Source organism: Aquimarina algiphila (genome assembly GCF_947494415.1).
GTDB classification, from domain to species: domain Bacteria; phylum Bacteroidota; class Bacteroidia; order Flavobacteriales; family Flavobacteriaceae; genus Aquimarina; species Aquimarina algiphila.
In genome coordinates, this window is the sequence record NZ_CANLVC010000006.1 from 462,338 (window position 1) to 479,031 (window position 16,694).

Genomic DNA, 16,694 nt, shown 5'->3' on the forward strand with positions numbered 1-16,694 from the left:
CGTAATAAATAAGCACTTGATAAATGACAAGAAATTATATTTTGCTAATTTCTTTTCTAATTCTACTTAATGTACTGTCAGTAACTCCTAGATAGGAAGCTATAAATTTTAGAGGTACATTTTGAAAAATATGAGATTGCTGTTTTAAAAGATTTATATATCTTGTTTCTGCTTTTTTACTTGCCATTTCAATTAACCTATCGTTTAATTTAGAATAATTTATAACAAATAAAAGTCTACTGAATTCCCTAAATTCAGGAATATTATGGAAGTTTTTTTGCACGTTTTCTAAGCTTGTTTCCCAAAATGAGCAGTCAGTTATAGTTTGATAGATTTCTTTTGTAGGCTGTTTTTTAAAAAAAGATAAAAAATCATTTACAAAGCAAGGAGCTGAATAAATGTTGGTTGTAATTTCTTCATTATCTTCATTAAGAATATATGAGCGTATATAGCCTTTCTCTAAAAAGTATGTTTTGGTGCTAATAGCATCTTTATTAAGCAGTGTAGTGTTTTTGTCTAATGTGAAATGGCAAAATGTTTCCGTAATTTTTTCAACAATTTCTTTTTGGATAGGAAACAAAGAATGGAAATAGTTATTAAGTTTTGATTTGTCCATCAGTTTGTTTTTTCAGTTACACACAACGTTTAATAATAGGTAATTGATTTATTCATACATCTTGTTAGCGCTAGTTTTTATTTTGTTTGTTAATCTCACCGTTAGCTTGTATTTCGAAAAGATTAATAACGGAATCAATTTTTGTTTCCACTTCTAAAAAGTCATATTCATCTTTCATATATCCATTAGAATCAATTAATGAATCGTGTGCATATTCTCTATACTCTTTTAATTTAATTGTTTTAGGTGTTATCATTTCATATTCTTTCCATTCATATTCCGGAACTGATAGATCGTGGTCACAGCCTACACTAATTTCTATGTGATCAACTTCTTTCTCGTTCAGATAAGTATCCATTGAATGTTTTGAGCAGACTCCATCATTAAATTCAAATATAGCATAGGAAATAGAGTCGTTCAGTTTCGTGTATTTATTTATTTTCGATTTCCCATATTGTCCTAATTCTTCGTTTATTTCTCTATTTATAATGTTCAACCAATCAGGATATTCAGTTTGTGTTTTATTAGAAACAGGTAAGCTCTTATTACTTTTTTTTACGATATTCTGTTCTTCAGTTGTTGAAACTTCTACTTGATTAATTAGCTCAGAATCCTTTTTTGCAATTGGTATATTGGTTTTTTTCTTCGAATCACTACAATTCAAAAAAAGAAAAGGAATTAAAAGTATTAAATAAATTCTCATTTGTTTCAATTAGCGCTAACGTTTAGTATATGGCAAGTAGGGTAGAGGAAAGGTAAGAACTTTTAAGTTTGCACTGAGTCAAAGCGTTGTATTTTGTTTTTAATTTTTCTCTTTTTAAAAGCCAAATTAAAAATTTGGCGGTCTTTGTAAATAAGCATAAACCTTTCGGTTAAGCACTTATTAGCTATGTTTTATACGCGTTGTTAGCAACTGCTTTTTAATATCTATTTTCAATGTTGAGTTCCTCAATCACCATATTTTCAAGAGTTTTTAATTCTTTATTATAGTTCATATTTCCCTCATCATTTTCCTTTAGTTCGGACAAAACTTCAAAGACAAAATTATTTTCTCCATAATCATCCCAATCTTTTTGAAAGGTTCTATTTCTGTGATTGCCAAACTTAAGTTCCATTTTATGTCTATTCCATTTTGACTCCATATCAATACTATTGTCAATTAGAACTTTATTGTTACTTATGTTTTTTATCTGAAAAACTCCCATTGGAATTTTCATTTGTTTATACTCTTCTTTGAGCTCTTTTTTTGTTTTCATATTACATAAATCCTAATTGTTTCATTACCGTTATTCTATCAAAGACTTGAGTATGTCCATTAATTAGACTGTCTTTGAAATGATATATAGTCATTCCTTTAGTTTTAATAGCTTTTTTAGTTGGCGGAAACTCTCCAATCATTCCAAGATTTGTTCCTGTTAATATCCAAGTTATTGCAACATGATTTTCTTCTTGAACTGCTGATGTTATTTCAAAATTCATATCCGGAAATGAATTGAATGAAAACTTTAATCTCTCTTTAAATTCGGAATGAGTTAAGGTTTTTCCTTCCCAAGGATCAGTAGTGTCAAGATGAATCGTATATTCTTTATGAATATATTCTTTAACTTTATCAAAACTCTGTTTATTCCAAATTTCATCCATAAATTCCCTAAGGAATGATTCTTTGTTCATTATATTTCTTATCGTTTTTAAATTGGTGCTAACGGTTCAGTGTATGAAATCGTAGCGAGTAAAAAGATACTACATTTTCGAATTAGCACAGAGCCAAATTTTTATATTTTGTTTTAACTTTTCTTTTATAAAACCAAATCAAAAGATTTGGCGAACATTATAAAAATACACTAAACTTTAGATTAAGCACCAAACCCCATATTAATTATAGTCCTTGATGGCAGTAGTTTTATTCAGCTTCTTCATCGTAAATTGTAATATTTACAGGGAATTTTACTTCTTTGTTTACTTTATCAGGCATTTTAAATTCAATTACAACATACCCTTTCAATTTTTCATATTTTTTGTTAAGTTTTATTTTAATACCTAAGTTCTGACATAAAACATTATTGTAATCCCACAATGAGTATTCTTGTAAATGAATGGTTCTTAAGTTAATAGAATCTGAATGGTAATAGACTTTTTCATCTTTTTCATTTATCAATTCATATTTTTTAAAAATATATGTTGCAAAATCCCAGATATCATCGTCTTTATTGACGATTGTTCCATTATTTTTATTAAACTCTTCAAGACTTGTTTTAGATATTGGATATCTAGTATAAAGATATAGCTTATCTGTAGGCTGCTTTTCTATTTTAGTAAAATCACCAATGGAGAGTTTTGCATTTTTCACAATTTCATCTAAAAACGAAATACTTTCCTTTTGAGAATACTTGTAATTGGATTTCTTTTGTAGATTACAATTAGTCAAAGTAATAGTTAATGGTATAAACAGAAATAGACTATAAAATTTCATTCTTTAATTTTGTTTTTTAATTCAGAATAACGGTGAAATTTTCAACTTCAATTTACTCCAAAAAATCCATCCGTAAGCTTAAGAAATTAATAGAGTTTCTTTATACAGGAATTACTGCAACGGTCTTGTATATGAAAAGTAGCGGATTTTTATGCACTATCTTTTCGGATTTATAATGACCTTAAATTTATAAAATTCATTTTCGTTTAAGCGCTAAAACTGCTATTTTTTATATACGGTGTTGTACAATGTTTTTTTGTATGATAATTAAATCAAGAGAATATTAATTATTTCCTAAATTCAAAAAGGAAAGAACAGCTTTATTAAATAAATCTGCTTTGACTATATAGGATTCGTGGGTACAATTAGGAATAATTACAAGATTTGAGTCTTTAATAAGCCTATGTGCTTCTTCTTGTTCCTCAGGGATTGCAACTGCATCATATCTTCCAGTTATTAGCAAAATGGGATGTTGAATTTTTGGAAGTAATTCCCACATTGTTGTATTCTTCTTAGAATCCCATAATTTTTTTTCTGTATACCAAAGTTTGTCTGATACAAACTTATTATCCTTGTTGTTTAGATACTTAATTGGATTATAAGGCTTGGAGAAAATTACATTGAAAACCATACCAAGTCCTGTTTTTCTCTTAATAGGTTGATAAGCTTTATCTACGTATCCATTCCATTTTCTCGAATCTTCTATAGTGGCTATAGAATCTGTTTGTACCATCCAATCATAAGCCTCTTGCCAAAAAAAATTATTGTCATCTTGTTCAATAAATTCTTTCGCCAAATTTTTAAGATAAAGCGGACGATAATAGTTGTATCGTCCTGGCGAGAAATCAGTCGTTATTGGTGCGTTGAACACTATCCCAGACTTAATCAAAGATGTTTCTTCTGGAAAGTTTGCTAAACACTCTAAAACTTTAACTCCACCAAAACTATGACCAAACAAATAAATATCAGCTTCGTATTTTTTGTGTAATGATTTTGCAATAACAATGATATCTTTTGATATTTGCCTTTTATTGATTTTGGACGTATCAATTTTTTTCACGCTTCTATTAAGTCCTCTTTGGTCAAAATAGGCTATTGCTACTTTTTTTTCTAGTGTGTTTTTCCATTTTGGATAATCTGAACGTCCAAAATCGATTCCATTGTCTGCTCTTCCACCTTGTATGTAAAGTAGTATTTTGTTAGATTCCAAATTGCCTCTTACAAATACAGGCAAGTTTTTTGTTTCGAGTTCTGCATAATAAAAGTCTTTAATTTGCTGAGCTTTTGAAAATTGCGAAGCAATTAATAATATAATTAGTACAATTGTTTTTTTCATTTTTATTGGTTATTTAAATGATTTAATTTTAATTTCTTTTCCTTGTTTTGTTTCGATAAAAAGGACTTTAGATGCTAATAATTGTGATACCTCTAAAAAATAATCACAATGAGAGGCAAACAAATCTTTGGGTTGATACCCATTTATTGTTTTTAATGTATCGCCTATTTTTAGAGGCAATTTTGGATTTGTTCTATTTACAATCCAAAGTGAATCATTAAGAATTCCTGGGATAAATGTTTTGGGTTTATCTATTGCCATTGGTTCAACAGATTCTAGGATAATTTTATCATCATTATAATCTATATATACTTTGAAGTGCTCCAAAAAATCATTACCTAAAAGAGCCTTGTTTAGGGATGAAAATTCAACAGATATTATGGTCTTGAGATTTCCTATTTTTACGTTGAGTTGTTTCACAAGCAAAGTGTCTCTATTTGAGCCAAATATTCCAGCTGTAGATTGGTCTATAATAGTTTGTGTTTTTGTTGAATGAAATTTTTCAGCAAAACGATAGGGAACAACTAAGCCGCCATTATAACCTAAATCAAAAATGACATCCTTTATTATTTGTCCATTAATTTCTATATCTATTTTTGGAATTCCAGAGAGAAGTGAGGTGTCAAATTCAATATCAAACTGTTCATTATTAGTATTAGGTAGTATCGATTTTTGTGAAACTAACATTTCCTTTTTTTGGTAGTCAATTTTCCAATGGGCTAGTTTGATGAGATTTGCTCCAATGATTCCATCTTCTGCAATACAGGGACTATATGATTTTTGGTCATATTTTAGCTTTCCCGCAGAAATATTATAAAATTTTGATTTTGAAATTTTTATAGAATCTACAGTAGTGATTTCGATTTCTCTTTTAACACCTTGTGCTGTTCCATTATTGCGTTTAGTTATGGTGTTAAGCTTCAATTCTTGTGATAATTGGTATTCAACTTTACTTTGAAAAGCGCCAGTATCAAAGATGAAACTATTAGTCGTTTTTGAATTATTTAAATGTGCATCTACAACAATCAATTTTTTAGTATATCGAAAGGGAATTGTGGTTTCTACGCTAATAGTACTATCGGCATCAGATTGTAATTTTAGTTCACTAATTGTATTGCAACTCAAAAGAGGAAGCACAGCTAGTAAATAGATTTTTATTGTATTAAATTTCATATTAAATGTTATAGTTTAGGATTAAATCTTTTTTCAGTTTTATGCAACCAAAAGAATAATAATGGAACACCTATAATCGCAGGAAGTGCAAAGGCTAAGTATGGATTAATAAAGTCATATCTGGAAACTATGGTAGATAAGAAAGCTGTAAAGGTTGCAATGTAGCCACCCATCATATTTCCTATGTGGGACAAATACCAATGATAAGCTTTGTCTGGTCTAACGATGAATGGTTTTAAATTAGTATAGGACAATACCAAACCACCAAGACCAAAACCTATAGACAAAAGAGCACCTCCGGTTGTAAAACCTTTGGTCAGTCCAAGGTACAATCCAAAAGCAACAAAAACCGTATTTACTAGAGCATTTATAATACCTGCAAACCAATCGTACCATTTAGGATTTTGTTTTTTATGTAGTTTTTTCAGTTTTAATGACCTAACACCGCAAAAAACAGTATAGTAGCTTAAAAAAGCAATTAAAAATAAGAATCTATTTAAACGAAACCCAGCTACAATTAAACCTGTTATAAAGACACCTGTCATTGCATACACATATATTTTACCAGATTGTCTATGCCATTTTTTTCCTTTGGAACTAAGAATAGCAACAAGACCAATTAGTAGTGAAATAGTCCCTACAACTATGTGTAGATAAAGTGTATTGTTAATTATGGTTTCCATTATTTTGCAATTTTAACAATGCAAAACTGCAAAATGAAAATAAGCTTACGTCCCTAATTATTAGGCTTTGTTACTAATGGGATGTATTCGGGATATTTGGGAATGCTATTCTTGAAGTTGGTTTATAAAAGTAGAAATCGTTTTTGCTTTGGTTCTAGAAACTGGTACTTTTTCCTCACAATTCTTTAATTGAAGTACTAAATTACGAGCATTGCCTTCTATTTTTATTATATAATTGCCATTAACAATAAAACTGTTATGGCATCTTATAAAAATTTTATTCGGCAATAGCTTTTCAATATTCTTTAATCGGTTTCTAACTAAGTTTTTTTGAATTGAACCAGAATCTAAGAAGAATACTTCAACGTAATTACCATCCGATTTTAAGTATATTAAATCTGAAGGATGTATTTGTAGTTCTATGGAATCATTTTCCGATTTAATTAATAATTTTTGCTGCGTACTAGAGTTAGAAAGACGAGTTGAAATCAATTTACTATTCTCATTTAGAAGATATTGAGTTAATGAATCAGCTTTTTTTAATTGTAGCTTTTGATGTCTATATTGCTCAAAAAGAATCGAAACTATAATTGGAAATATGCTAATACCAAGCGTTATAAGAGCGGTTTTAAGCACCAATGGTAAAATAGAATTGTAATTGTCTCTGATAATAAATATTGTTATAGACAGCACCAGAATTATAAGTATTACTACTAAAAGAATTAATAAAAACTCTTTTCCTATAGTCCATTTATCTTCTATTATTTCTGCAGAAACAATTATTTTTAAAATTTTTATTGTGAATAATATGATTAGAGCTACAACGACAGAAACTATAAGCGCAATAATCAATCTAGGCTGTAAACCAAGTTCTTGAAACTGTAATGGTGCTAAAAGACTTATAATTAAAAATGTAATTATACTAGGTATTAATACACTAGAGGTATTGAATATAAATGGGTGTGGTTTGTAAAAAATTCTAAACATTTTAATTTGTTACTGATTTTTCAAAATGTTGTACAACGTTTAATGTATGAAAAGTAGCAGATTAAATAGAAATACTTTTAAATTAAGCGAAAGATAATAAAAAAGCACAAACCAAATGGCTTGCGCTAATTATGCTATTTTTTATATACGTTGGTAGCTGCTGTTGTTTTTTATCTCAGATTGACGATTTCCTCATTCCTTTAAACTGATTGTGAGAGAAGCCAATTAATATACCTATTTTGAAAATACGTCCTTGTCTAAGACCTCTTTGGTATCTTTCAAATAAGACTTCATCCAATCTATCCAAACGTTCTCTACAAAATCTTGTAATTGTGGTAATACTTCCTCGGATTTTGCTCTAAAGTTATAGTACCATTTTATTTCGGTTCTTGGTCCTACAGGCCTGAATAAAAATTGCGCTACTGCTAGGTCTACCATATCCTTTAAATCTGCAGTAAAATCTGTCAATTGATAGTCGAATAGATATGGTCGCTGAATGAAGTTAATTTCCTCTCGTGCTTTATCCTCTCCGAAATGTACCCAGCGGTACGCTCCTTTTTGTCCCCAAGGTCCTTGCTGAATTTCATAACCTGTTACTTCTGGTTCTCCTTTTAAGAATTTGGTAATTACATCTTCTGCTACTGTAAAATCGAATACAGTTTCTACATTATTTTCTACCGTTGCGCTTACAGCTGCGGTTATTAATAAATTAGTTCCTTTTTCTACTAATAAATGACTCATAATATTATTTTTTTAAATTGTTTGACTGTTTTTACTCTTCGATTACTCCTAATTGTTTCATTAATCCCAGGTCATCCGTCAATCCCCATCTTTCAATCAGTTTTCCATCTTTTATTCTATAAAGGTGAAATACTTCAAAAGCAACTGGTTTCCCAGTTGCCGGATTTCCCATTAACTTACCATCATTGGTTCCTGTAATGGTGTCTCTTGCCATTACATAATCGGCCTCTGCTATGACGTGATGGTAGTCAGCTCGTACATCAGGGAAAATTTCAAAAAACTTACTATATAACTCTCTGAACACATTGGGTCCTTTTTTCGCTTCTAGTGGGAATACTTCCTGATGATTCACAAAATCTGGATGCAATACTTCTTCAAGAATGTCTAAATTTCTCTTGTTGAAGGCTTCGTCAATAAGTCTTTTTAAAATCTGCTTGTTGTTTTCTACTGTAGTTTCCATTTTTATTTGTTTTTTATTATTGTTAAATGATTACAGTACAAATGTAAAACGGAAGGTTACCCAAGTTTTGGACCATAACTAATGAAGATTATGCAATTTCTATGGATTCCTGAATTGCGAGGGAGAAATACCTGTTTCTTTCTTAAAAAAACGGCTAAAACTATTGATGTCCAAGAAACCTAAACTGTAAGCTATTTCGGTAATAGACAAAGTTGATTTGTGTAAACTGGCTTTAGCCTCACTAATAATTTTAGTGTTTATCCATTGCTTAACAGTCTTACCAGTTTCGTTTTTAATGATACTGCTAAAGTAATTCGGATGGATATGAAGTTTGTCAGCAAATTCCTGGACGTTCCAGATATAGGTTTGCTTTTTATTGAGAATATCTAGAAAATGCCTATTAAGTAGGCTGTTAAACTCTTGCACAATTTCAGTGGGCCGATTTTTAAGTTCGACTTTTGCCTTGTGCGTTCTTAATAGTGCTTTGGTTTTATAAAGGATAGTAATTAATTGGCTTGCTAAAATTTCTTTCTTATATGTGTTGGTTCTATTATAATCCAATAGTAAAAGGTTGAAAATGCTCTTTAATTCCTCAAAGAAATCATTGGGAAGATACATTACCGGAATACTTTCTTTTAAAAGAAAAGAAAACTCTTCTGCCACAGGTCTGGCAACATAAGGTTTTAGAAAATCCAAGGTAAATGTTGTTATATATCCTTCCCATTTTTTATCAATAGCAAAGGATTTAAGGTGTCCCGGATTAGTGAAGTAGAATGATTTTTCTTTTAGTGGGAACCAATTGTCATCTATTGTGTAGTACCCAGCTCCTTTTTCAATTAGTAGAAAGGCAAAATAATTGGTTCTAAAAAGCGGTGGTTTTTTTAGTTTTTCATCCTGAAGTATTTCTAAAGAGTGAATAGTAAAATCTATTTCCTGCGGTATTGAAATTTTGAAGTGCTCAAAATATTCAGAAATAGAATTGTATGTTCTTATTTCACTCAATAGATTTCTTTTCAGAATTGCAGGTAACGCTTAGTATAAGAATAGCAGCAACATTTGAAATGCTATCTTTTCCAAAATAGACTGCCTATAAATATAAAAAAGAGACCTTGATTAAGCACCAAAGCTGCTATTATTTTTATACATTGTTACCAAACGTGAGTATAAATATTATTCGATTTATTTGTTTCATGATTTTAAGTTTCAGTCAATTTATACTCATAAAAAATGACCAAAATAAAACATATTGTGTTTTAGATTCGTTATTCTTTTATCAAGTCTGATAACCAATACATACTCCGTACTGCAGCCATAGGCACTGCTGTTCGATGGTCGAGACCCTTAATTACAACATGTTCTACTGTTAAATTTCCATCGTTTATATTTTTAAGCATGTTAATAAATTTTTTGAAGCCCTTGATATCTTTCTCCTTTTCCAATGAGCCATATGTGAAAAAAACATTTGCTTTCAATTTTTTTCGCTTTTCGGCCGCAGTAGACTCAAGTTCATAAATTTTCTGTATGATTTCATGATCAACTCCAAGAACCGGAGCACCAAGAATGTAATTTTCAAAGGTATTGGTGTGTTTCGATAATATGTATGTACCAACTAAAGCAGCGGCAGAATATCCAAAATAGGTACGTCTTTCAGCATTAGCACGGTACTTGCTTTCTACCATCTTAAAGACATCGTTACGAAGAAACTTCACATAACTGTCCAAATTCCCATAGTTTATTCCTTTTGACCAGGTAAGCCCAACTATAATAACGTCTTTTATCAGATGTTCACTGAGCGCAGATAATCTTTCGATATTCTCTAACGGATTAGTAAAATAGATTACAGGGTATTTTAAATCTGTGTTTTCTTCATATCCTTCGGGCAGTTTTATGTAAAGTGTATTTAGTGTATCAGTTTCAGAATTACTGATCTGAATGACCTGGGTTCTGGGCATTTCATATGCCTTTGGTGTATCATCGTTTACCTTATTTTCTTGAGCAAATACAGTGTTTAGAGATAAAGCACATGTCAATATTAATAATTTCGCTGTTTTCATGTTTTCTTTCTTTATTATAAAATTGTTGTGTTTTTCATGTTTTTTTTTACTTAAATTTTGAATAAATGTATGGTATATTCAATGTGTAAATTCATTAATAGGATAAACACAATAATTAAATGATAAAGTCATTTCGTCATTGATACAAGGCTTTTGTAAGAAATTAAAGAATATTGTTTTTGTAAATAGTATCTTCATTAGGTATTAAAATAGTTTATGCTTAAAAAGTCAATAAAGAATACAATTTTTATAAACATAGGCGCCTTTTTATTGGTGCTTATTCTTGAACTAATGAGCGGATGGTTATTCATAGATCGATATGATACTAATTATTCTTTTTTCTTACATGATCTTAATTATACAATAGCCATTATGGCCATCATTTGGATAAATCATTTTGTTCTCATTCCTTTTTTTTTAGATAAGAGACGCTATTTTTTATTTGGCATCTTACTCATTGGGAGCATATTTTTAGTTTCTTATTTAAAGGGAAATGAGAAAGATGGCTGGTTAGATATTTCTAAATTCTTTTTCTATCTTATTTATACTACGGGAGCCGGAATGGCTGCCTTTTTTTTAAGAAGAAATATGATCATCCAAAGAGAAAATGACGAAAAGGAAAAATTACAAAAAGAAATGGAGCTTAATTATTTAAAAGCACAGGTAAATCCACATTTTTTATTCAATTCTTTAAATAGTATTTATTCGCTTTCGCGGAAACAATCATTAGAAACTCCAGACCTTGTCATGCAGCTTTCAGAATTAATGCGGTATCAATTAGAGAGTTCTAAAAAAGAGACCGTTTTATTAAAAGAAGAGCTTGAGTTTATAGAAAACTATTTATTTCTTGAAGAAAAAAGATTGAGTAATCGTTGTACTATTGAATTTTTAATTGACGGAGATTTGTCCGGCTTAAGGATTTCTCCGATGTTGCTGATCCCATTCGTTGAAAATGCTGTTAAACATGGTGCCCAAAGTACGAATAAACAGAGTACCATTGATATTTCTGCCACTATAAAAAACTCCACTCTTCACTTTTGTGTTGATAATTCAAAGCCTCACAAAGTTTCTTCATTGAAAAAAACAGGACTGGGTCTCGAAAATGTGAGAAGACGTTTAAATTTTTTATATCCTAACTCTCACGTATTGGAAATTGATGATAAAGAAGAAAAATATCATATAAATTTATCTATTGATTTAGCAGTTTCAAAATTTAAAAAAACAGTTAATGATTAAAGTTGGTATTATAGATGATGAAATACTAGCACGAAAAGTGTTAGAGGAGTATTGCTCTAAAATTGACAATTTAGAATTAGTATTAAGTACAGGAAATCCACTTGAATTTATAAATTTCACTCAGCAAAATGACCTTGATCTCATTTTTCTTGATATAGAAATGCCTGAACTTAATGGCATGGAAATTTTGCGTTCTATGATAAAACCACCTAAAATTATTTTGACTACGGCTTACTCCGAATATGCATTAGAAAGTTATAATTATGGTGTTATAGACTATCTATTGAAACCAATAAAAATAGATTAAACTTTTGATTAAGCAACATAACCCGCATTAATTATAGCCCTTGTTAGCAGTAGTTTTTCATTCGTATTTACTTCCAACATCATCCAGTTTTTTTATCATTTCGGCATTTAGGTTTTCAAGGAAAACTTTGTTTTTGAAAAAGTCATTTTGACCTGAATATTCTTCAATTTTATTTATGCTATCTCCACCGAGCTTTGTTCTCTTGACAATATATTTACCTGTAAGTAAATTATATGATTTTTCAATACGTTCTGTTGGCAAAGATTTATATTCTGTATCATAACCAATAACTTGTATTTTTTTTCTCTTTGAGTTATATCTGATTTTAATAAATCTACCGGAAGTCGCAGTTCCATCTTCAAAATAAGCAAATTGAATTGTGTTATTTACAGTTGATAATTCAATAGGGTAAATAGAAAAGTCAGTGTTATTTAGGTTTATTTCATATTGTTTCTTCAAACTTGTTAGGTAAATCAAAAACCTGTAGCTAGAAAATTCTTTTTCATTCTCAACTAATAATACAACATCATTTATTGAATCATCATCAAAATCGATTACTACTTTTTCTATTTTCTTTCCATTTGCAGGGCTTTCAGTTAATTCTATAAAATCTTTTGGAATTTTAATTTGAGAATATGAAACTGTATAAAATATCAGAAATAGAAATGAGAAATATATTTTCATTATTTTGATTAGGATTTGGTTTCAGAATTACTGCTAACGTCCCGTATAACAAACGTAGCCTGCCGATAGGCAGCTATGATTTGTTATACATTGTTAGCTATAGTGTTTTTTTTCCAAGTTTCAATTTATGTCTGATAATCAAGAAAGAATTAGTGTTTTTTCCATTTTTTTGAGCAGGATTGAATTTCATTTTCTTAATACTTGATTCTACTTCAGTGGTCAAGAAGCCGTTATCAGCAACTAAGAAATCTAGTTTAATTGGTTTCCCATTTTTGTCTATCTCAACAAAATAGCTATAACTTAATTCGTGGTCTTGCGGGTAGCCATCGAAAACAGAAATCTCAGCTTTAAAAGCTTTTTCTAATACATTCTGATTAAGTATGACTGGGTAAGTATCTGCAATTTCAAGTTCACGATTAATTAACCATTCATCCTCCATTTTACATATAATTGAAGTAACAACTACTGGATTCTGAAAAATTGGAAACTTTTTAGTTGAAATAGCTTTACCATTTTCATATACGGTTTCTTGCTCTAAATTTCCGTTATTGTAGTAACTTCTTGTAATACCGTGTTCTTTGCCTTCTTTAAATTCTCGTTCTAAACTTACAACACCTTTTATGATAGTTCTAGATTTACCGTCTCTGAGGTAATTCTTATATTTAGTCTCGTATATAGTTGTGCTATTAAATGAATTCCATTCATTTGTATAAAGTCCTGTTCCGTTTATTAAAGTTTGCTTTCCCTTTTCGTTCCAATAATTTTCAAAATAAACTTTACCATCTTTAAAATCAGCTTCAAGCTTTTTACTTCCATTTTCCCAAAATTTTAGCCATTTTCCAGTTCTTGTGGTATTATCAACGAAATTTGATTGCTCTTTAAGTTGCCCATTATCATACCATTCTTTTGATTCACCAAAGTTTTTGTTGTTATAAGCTTTTTTTGTCTCTAATTTTTTAGGGACTCCATTTTCATAGAACCATTTATGTATAAGAACTTCATTAGGTTTATTTTTTACAACCTTATATTTTAGTGTTCTGTTTTCAAAAAATTCTTCTCGCTCTCCAGTTTGTTTTCCTTTTTTATAAACTATTTTTTCCTTTAGTGTTCCTTTTTCATAAAAAGATTTGAATTCACCATTTATAACACCTTTTTCAAGCTGAAACTCTTCTTTAACTGTTTTGTCAGGATAAAAGGTTTTACAAAGTCCAGTAAAAGTCATATCAAATTCGTTTCCGTCTTCGTTAAGACATATTTCATTTGGGTTATTACGAATATAAGATTCAATTATTGACATTGTCTTTTCATTCATTTTGTAATATTGGTTGTCAAGTAAAGACATTTCGTCAAGTCTATCATAAAGGTCACTCCCAAACAAATCACTTTCTTGCGCCTTATCCAATAACTTTTTATTTTTCTGATAGATTTTATCTGCTTTTTTGACAAGGTTAGCCATTTCTGTATCTCCAATATGTTCTAAACCCTTGATTATTGTTGAAACATAAGGACCGTAACCATTGTAATAGAATTGTACAAATCCACCATTTGTAACTTGAGCATCTAAATACCACCAATAATAAAGTGCTTTTTGTCCGTACGATAAGGATTTACCAAGTTCAATTTCATGTTCCTTGTTCTTTACAAATTTTGATATTGGCTCAAGTACAAACCAGCCAAAATCAAACCCACTTAATTTGAAGAATTCGCCTTTATTTAGTTCAGGTCGAAAATGTTTATTTTCATTAAAATCCCAATAAGGGTCATTTTCGTTTTGTGTTTTACAACCAAACAGATTTAATAGATTCATAATAATTATTGAAATGATGATTGTTCTTTTCATTCGCGATGTTTGTTCGACATTATAGCTAACGTTTAATATATGTGTCGTAGCAGAGCAAAATGTTACCTTGCTTTTCGATTTTTCTTGCGCATTGGTTGCTAGCTTTTACCTTTTGCAAGCATTGCGCCTTACCAAAAATACAACAACAATTCAATTGATCACTTTGCTGTCATGATCACATATATAGTGTTGTAGTACGTTTTATCTTTTTCCGTTTTTATCTCTTGTCAGTAAATATTCTCCTTTACTGTTATAAATGTTAAATTCATAATTAGAACTTTCAGTTAGCTTTTTCTCAACAAATTCCATAGCTAAATCATACGTTTCAAAAATGTGAAAAACATCCTCATTTCCGATGTGTTGACTAAAATTAGTATTCAATACAATTCCTGTATTTAATTCGGCCGAAAGTACCGAGTGTTTTCCACTTTCCAAGATAGGAGGTTCCATTTATTATTTCTTATTAATTTCCTTGTCAAATTTTGAGGATAACTTTAAATACTCATCGCTCCAACCATTTGCCATAGAAATTTCTTGAATTGTAGAAGTAGGTGCAAATTCTACTTCTAAAAGATCTCTATCTATTTTTTCATTTCTTTCTAACTTCACAATTTGAATTTCTAAGTTTTTTACTACTTCTTTAGGCGTTAATGAGCTCCAATCAGATTCAACCGAATTATTAAGATGGTCGATTACTTTAATCAGTATTTCTTTGAGATTCTCCATTAGTGAACAATGTAGTAAAACGTTTAGTGTAAAATGCGTTTTAATGCATTTTTACACATTGTTGTAGGTAGTTTTATTCCAAAATTTCTTCATCAATTAAGATGTCTGCAATTTCATTTGCTTTTCTAAAAGCCTCTCCTGAACCAAGGTTTGAAAGCACCACAATTGTAACACCTTCATCTGGAAATCGTAATAATTGTGAGCTAATTCCCCAATCTCCGCCATCCCAAGCAACTATCTTTTTTCCATTAAAATCTCCAATATAAAGGCCAAAAGCTTGATTGTCCCTGTCGTGATTAAACTTTATGGTTTTATGCATCAAATCATAAAATTCCTGACCACCAAAATTTTTACTCATCATATTAGAGCTCCATTTCAATAAATCATCAATAGTAGTCATAACACCACTTCCTCCGTAGTGGGGTGAATTTCTTGGATGTTGGATATATTCTCCTTCTTTTTTAAGTCTAATTCCGTATTCATTATATCCATCCAAATATTCTTTTGTTCGAAGGTTGTATGGAGTAACTCTGTTTTTTATTACACTTGTAATATCATCATTTATCAATGAATTATTCATCTCTAAAGGTTCGAATAAACGAGTTTTAGCAAATTTATTAAATGATTGTCCGCTTATATTTTCAATAATTTTTGTCAGCAACATAAAGTTAACATTACAATAGTCCCATTTTTCACCAGGTTTAAATTGAAGTTTTTCTTCCGCTAAAGATGTTGAAATGCATTCATCAATATCAAAATAGTTAAAGGTCACCCAAGACTTACCACTTTTTCTTTTTAGTCTGGGATAATCAGTAATTCCACTAGTATTATAAATAAGATGTTTAATTCGAATTGTGTCAGAATATTTTTCCAATTCCGGAATAAAGTCAGATGCAGGCGTTTCTAATGAAATTTTATTTTCGAGGATCAATAATGCGATACAGGCAGCAGTAAACTGTTTAGAAACCGAAGCAATACTAAACATTGAGTTAGTTTTAATCGGAATATTATAATCCAAATTTGCGGCTCCATAGCCATTCTTATAAAGCGTTTTGCCGTTTTTAGAAATACCAATGGCATAACCTGGTGAGTTTAGGTTATTAAATTTTGAGAATAATGAATTAATCTGATTTTTTGTAGAAATTGAAAATTCTGTGTTCGATTTGTTTTGGCCACAACTGAGTAAAGTGAAGATGCAAAAAATAGTTAGAATTATATTCTTCATTTACTCAGTTTTTAAATTATCTACAACGGTTGGGCTATGGTTTCGTTGTGGAATTGTCCGCTAGGACCATTCCGCGAGAACCAAGCCAATATCTAAAGGTAGTGATTTTCCGTAGGAAAATCCGCCACAATGAATTATAGCCGTTGTTGGGCTGAG

General features: G+C 30.1%; 20 protein-coding genes. 2 read left to right on the forward strand and 18 right to left on the reverse strand.

The genetic code is table 11. The annotated features are described in order from the left end of the window. Positions 1 to 34 precede the first annotated feature (34 nt). The 13 genes from PQF96_RS11440 to PQF96_RS11500 form a co-directional block, all read right to left on the reverse strand. Positions 35 to 616 (reverse strand): Crp/Fnr family transcriptional regulator, encoded by a 582-nt coding sequence (locus PQF96_RS11440; protein ID WP_271766244.1) that lies wholly within the window; start codon positions 614 to 616, stop codon positions 35 to 37. Positions 617 to 686: 70 nt separating this feature from the next. Beyond that, positions 687 to 1,319 carry a hypothetical protein gene (locus tag PQF96_RS11445; RefSeq protein ID WP_271766246.1) on the reverse strand — a complete coding sequence of 211 codons (633 nt, stop codon included), beginning with the start codon at positions 1,317 to 1,319 and terminating at the stop codon, positions 687 to 689. 217 nt (positions 1,320 to 1,536) lie between these two features. Next, the gene (locus PQF96_RS11450) at positions 1,537 to 1,872 is read right to left on the reverse strand and encodes a GIY-YIG nuclease family protein (protein WP_271766247.1); all 336 of its coding nucleotides are present in this window, start codon (positions 1,870 to 1,872) and stop codon (positions 1,537 to 1,539) included. A gap of 1 nt (position 1,873) precedes the next feature. Further along, complete coding sequence (locus PQF96_RS11455) at positions 1,874 to 2,287, reverse strand: ester cyclase (protein ID WP_271766248.1); 414 nt, start codon at positions 2,285 to 2,287, stop codon at positions 1,874 to 1,876. 229 nt (positions 2,288 to 2,516) lie between these two features. After that, positions 2,517 to 3,086 carry a hypothetical protein gene (locus tag PQF96_RS11460; protein ID WP_271766250.1) on the reverse strand — a complete coding sequence of 190 codons (570 nt, stop codon included), beginning with the start codon at positions 3,084 to 3,086 and terminating at the stop codon, positions 2,517 to 2,519. Between the two features lie 283 nt (positions 3,087 to 3,369). Continuing rightward, positions 3,370 to 4,422: an alpha/beta hydrolase gene (locus PQF96_RS11465; RefSeq protein WP_271766252.1), complete on the reverse strand. Its 1,053-nt coding sequence runs from the start codon at positions 4,420 to 4,422 to the stop codon at positions 3,370 to 3,372. 9 nt (positions 4,423 to 4,431) lie between these two features. Next, positions 4,432 to 5,595, reverse strand: a complete 1,164-nt coding sequence (locus tag PQF96_RS11470) for an aspartyl protease family protein (protein WP_271766254.1) — start codon at positions 5,593 to 5,595, stop codon at positions 4,432 to 4,434. A gap of 8 nt (positions 5,596 to 5,603) precedes the next feature. Beyond that, complete coding sequence (locus PQF96_RS11475) at positions 5,604 to 6,278, reverse strand: DUF2306 domain-containing protein (RefSeq protein WP_271766256.1); 675 nt, start codon at positions 6,276 to 6,278, stop codon at positions 5,604 to 5,606. A gap of 105 nt (positions 6,279 to 6,383) precedes the next feature. Beyond that, positions 6,384 to 7,265: a LytR/AlgR family response regulator transcription factor gene (locus tag PQF96_RS11480; RefSeq protein ID WP_271766258.1), complete on the reverse strand. Its 882-nt coding sequence runs from the start codon at positions 7,263 to 7,265 to the stop codon at positions 6,384 to 6,386. A gap of 234 nt (positions 7,266 to 7,499) precedes the next feature. Beyond that, positions 7,500 to 8,006 carry a hypothetical protein gene (locus PQF96_RS11485; RefSeq protein WP_271766259.1) on the reverse strand — a complete coding sequence of 169 codons (507 nt, stop codon included), beginning with the start codon at positions 8,004 to 8,006 and terminating at the stop codon, positions 7,500 to 7,502. A 31-nt stretch (positions 8,007 to 8,037) separates the two neighbouring features. Next, on the reverse strand, positions 8,038 to 8,466 hold the full coding sequence (locus PQF96_RS11490; RefSeq protein ID WP_271766261.1) for an ester cyclase: 429 nt from the start codon (positions 8,464 to 8,466) through the stop codon (positions 8,038 to 8,040). 99 nt (positions 8,467 to 8,565) lie between these two features. Then, positions 8,566 to 9,468, reverse strand: coding sequence for an AraC family transcriptional regulator (locus tag PQF96_RS11495; protein ID WP_271766263.1), 903 nt, complete (start codon positions 9,466 to 9,468; stop codon positions 8,566 to 8,568). Between the two features lie 260 nt (positions 9,469 to 9,728). Continuing rightward, positions 9,729 to 10,520, reverse strand: a complete 792-nt coding sequence (locus PQF96_RS11500; RefSeq protein ID WP_271766264.1) for an alpha/beta hydrolase — start codon at positions 10,518 to 10,520, stop codon at positions 9,729 to 9,731. A gap of 216 nt (positions 10,521 to 10,736) precedes the next feature. Here PQF96_RS11500 and PQF96_RS11505 point away from each other — a divergent pair, with 216 nt between their 5' ends. Both PQF96_RS11505 and PQF96_RS11510 read left to right on the forward strand, forming a co-directional pair. Then, positions 10,737 to 11,756 carry a sensor histidine kinase gene (locus tag PQF96_RS11505; protein WP_271766265.1) on the forward strand — a complete coding sequence of 340 codons (1,020 nt, stop codon included), beginning with the start codon at positions 10,737 to 10,739 and terminating at the stop codon, positions 11,754 to 11,756. Next, entirely contained in the window at positions 11,749 to 12,063 is a 315-nt protein-coding gene (locus PQF96_RS11510; protein WP_271766266.1) for a LytR/AlgR family response regulator transcription factor, read from the forward strand. Before PQF96_RS11505 ends, PQF96_RS11510 begins: the two co-directional genes overlap by 8 nt. Positions 12,064 to 12,120: 57 nt before the next feature. Here the strand turns inward: PQF96_RS11510 and PQF96_RS11515 are convergent, their stop codons facing one another. The 5 genes from PQF96_RS11515 to PQF96_RS11535 all read right to left on the reverse strand — a co-directional run bounded on the left by PQF96_RS11515 (position 12,121) and on the right by PQF96_RS11535 (position 16,538). Further along, complete coding sequence (locus PQF96_RS11515) at positions 12,121 to 12,747, reverse strand: hypothetical protein (RefSeq protein WP_271766268.1); 627 nt, start codon at positions 12,745 to 12,747, stop codon at positions 12,121 to 12,123. 97 nt (positions 12,748 to 12,844) lie between these two features. Continuing rightward, positions 12,845 to 14,587 carry a DMP19 family protein gene (locus PQF96_RS11520; RefSeq protein ID WP_271766269.1) on the reverse strand — a complete coding sequence of 581 codons (1,743 nt, stop codon included), beginning with the start codon at positions 14,585 to 14,587 and terminating at the stop codon, positions 12,845 to 12,847. Between the two features lie 201 nt (positions 14,588 to 14,788). Then, positions 14,789 to 15,037: a hypothetical protein gene (locus PQF96_RS11525; RefSeq protein WP_271766271.1), complete on the reverse strand. Its 249-nt coding sequence runs from the start codon at positions 15,035 to 15,037 to the stop codon at positions 14,789 to 14,791. A 3-nt stretch (positions 15,038 to 15,040) separates the two neighbouring features. Next, positions 15,041 to 15,313 carry a hypothetical protein gene (locus PQF96_RS11530; RefSeq protein ID WP_271766272.1) on the reverse strand — a complete coding sequence of 91 codons (273 nt, stop codon included), beginning with the start codon at positions 15,311 to 15,313 and terminating at the stop codon, positions 15,041 to 15,043. A gap of 73 nt (positions 15,314 to 15,386) precedes the next feature. Next, positions 15,387 to 16,538 (reverse strand): serine hydrolase domain-containing protein, encoded by a 1,152-nt coding sequence (locus PQF96_RS11535; RefSeq protein ID WP_271766273.1) that lies wholly within the window; start codon positions 16,536 to 16,538, stop codon positions 15,387 to 15,389. Positions 16,539 to 16,694: the final 156 nt, after the last annotated feature.

Coding starts and splice junctions, on each gene's coding strand:
- PQF96_RS11465 (WP_271766252.1), bottom strand. CDS start 4,422: ATGAAAAAAACAATTGTACTAATTATATTATTAATTGCTTCGCAATTT.
- PQF96_RS11500 (WP_271766264.1), bottom strand. CDS start 10,520: ATGAAAACAGCGAAATTATTAATATTGACATGTGCTTTATCTCTAAAC.
- PQF96_RS11445 (WP_271766246.1), bottom strand. CDS start 1,319: ATGAGAATTTATTTAATACTTTTAATTCCTTTTCTTTTTTTGAATTGT.
- PQF96_RS11480 (WP_271766258.1), bottom strand. CDS start 7,265: ATGTTTAGAATTTTTTACAAACCACACCCATTTATATTCAATACCTCT.
- PQF96_RS11510 (WP_271766266.1), top strand. CDS start 11,749: ATGATTAAAGTTGGTATTATAGATGATGAAATACTAGCACGAAAAGTG.
- PQF96_RS11450 (WP_271766247.1), bottom strand. CDS start 1,872: ATGAAAACAAAAAAAGAGCTCAAAGAAGAGTATAAACAAATGAAAATT.
- PQF96_RS11485 (WP_271766259.1), bottom strand. CDS start 8,006: ATGAGTCATTTATTAGTAGAAAAAGGAACTAATTTATTAATAACCGCA.
- PQF96_RS11440 (WP_271766244.1), bottom strand. CDS start 616: ATGGACAAATCAAAACTTAATAACTATTTCCATTCTTTGTTTCCTATC.
- PQF96_RS11455 (WP_271766248.1), bottom strand. CDS start 2,287: ATGAACAAAGAATCATTCCTTAGGGAATTTATGGATGAAATTTGGAAT.
- PQF96_RS11470 (WP_271766254.1), bottom strand. CDS start 5,595: ATGAAATTTAATACAATAAAAATCTATTTACTAGCTGTGCTTCCTCTT.
- PQF96_RS11505 (WP_271766265.1), top strand. CDS start 10,737: ATGCTTAAAAAGTCAATAAAGAATACAATTTTTATAAACATAGGCGCC.
- PQF96_RS11525 (WP_271766271.1), bottom strand. CDS start 15,037: ATGGAACCTCCTATCTTGGAAAGTGGAAAACACTCGGTACTTTCGGCC.
- PQF96_RS11535 (WP_271766273.1), bottom strand. CDS start 16,538: ATGAAGAATATAATTCTAACTATTTTTTGCATCTTCACTTTACTCAGT.
- PQF96_RS11515 (WP_271766268.1), bottom strand. CDS start 12,747: ATGAAAATATATTTCTCATTTCTATTTCTGATATTTTATACAGTTTCA.
- PQF96_RS11490 (WP_271766261.1), bottom strand. CDS start 8,466: ATGGAAACTACAGTAGAAAACAACAAGCAGATTTTAAAAAGACTTATT.
- PQF96_RS11520 (WP_271766269.1), bottom strand. CDS start 14,587: ATGAAAAGAACAATCATCATTTCAATAATTATTATGAATCTATTAAAT.
- PQF96_RS11530 (WP_271766272.1), bottom strand. CDS start 15,313: ATGGAGAATCTCAAAGAAATACTGATTAAAGTAATCGACCATCTTAAT.
- PQF96_RS11460 (WP_271766250.1), bottom strand. CDS start 3,086: ATGAAATTTTATAGTCTATTTCTGTTTATACCATTAACTATTACTTTG.
- PQF96_RS11475 (WP_271766256.1), bottom strand. CDS start 6,278: ATGGAAACCATAATTAACAATACACTTTATCTACACATAGTTGTAGGG.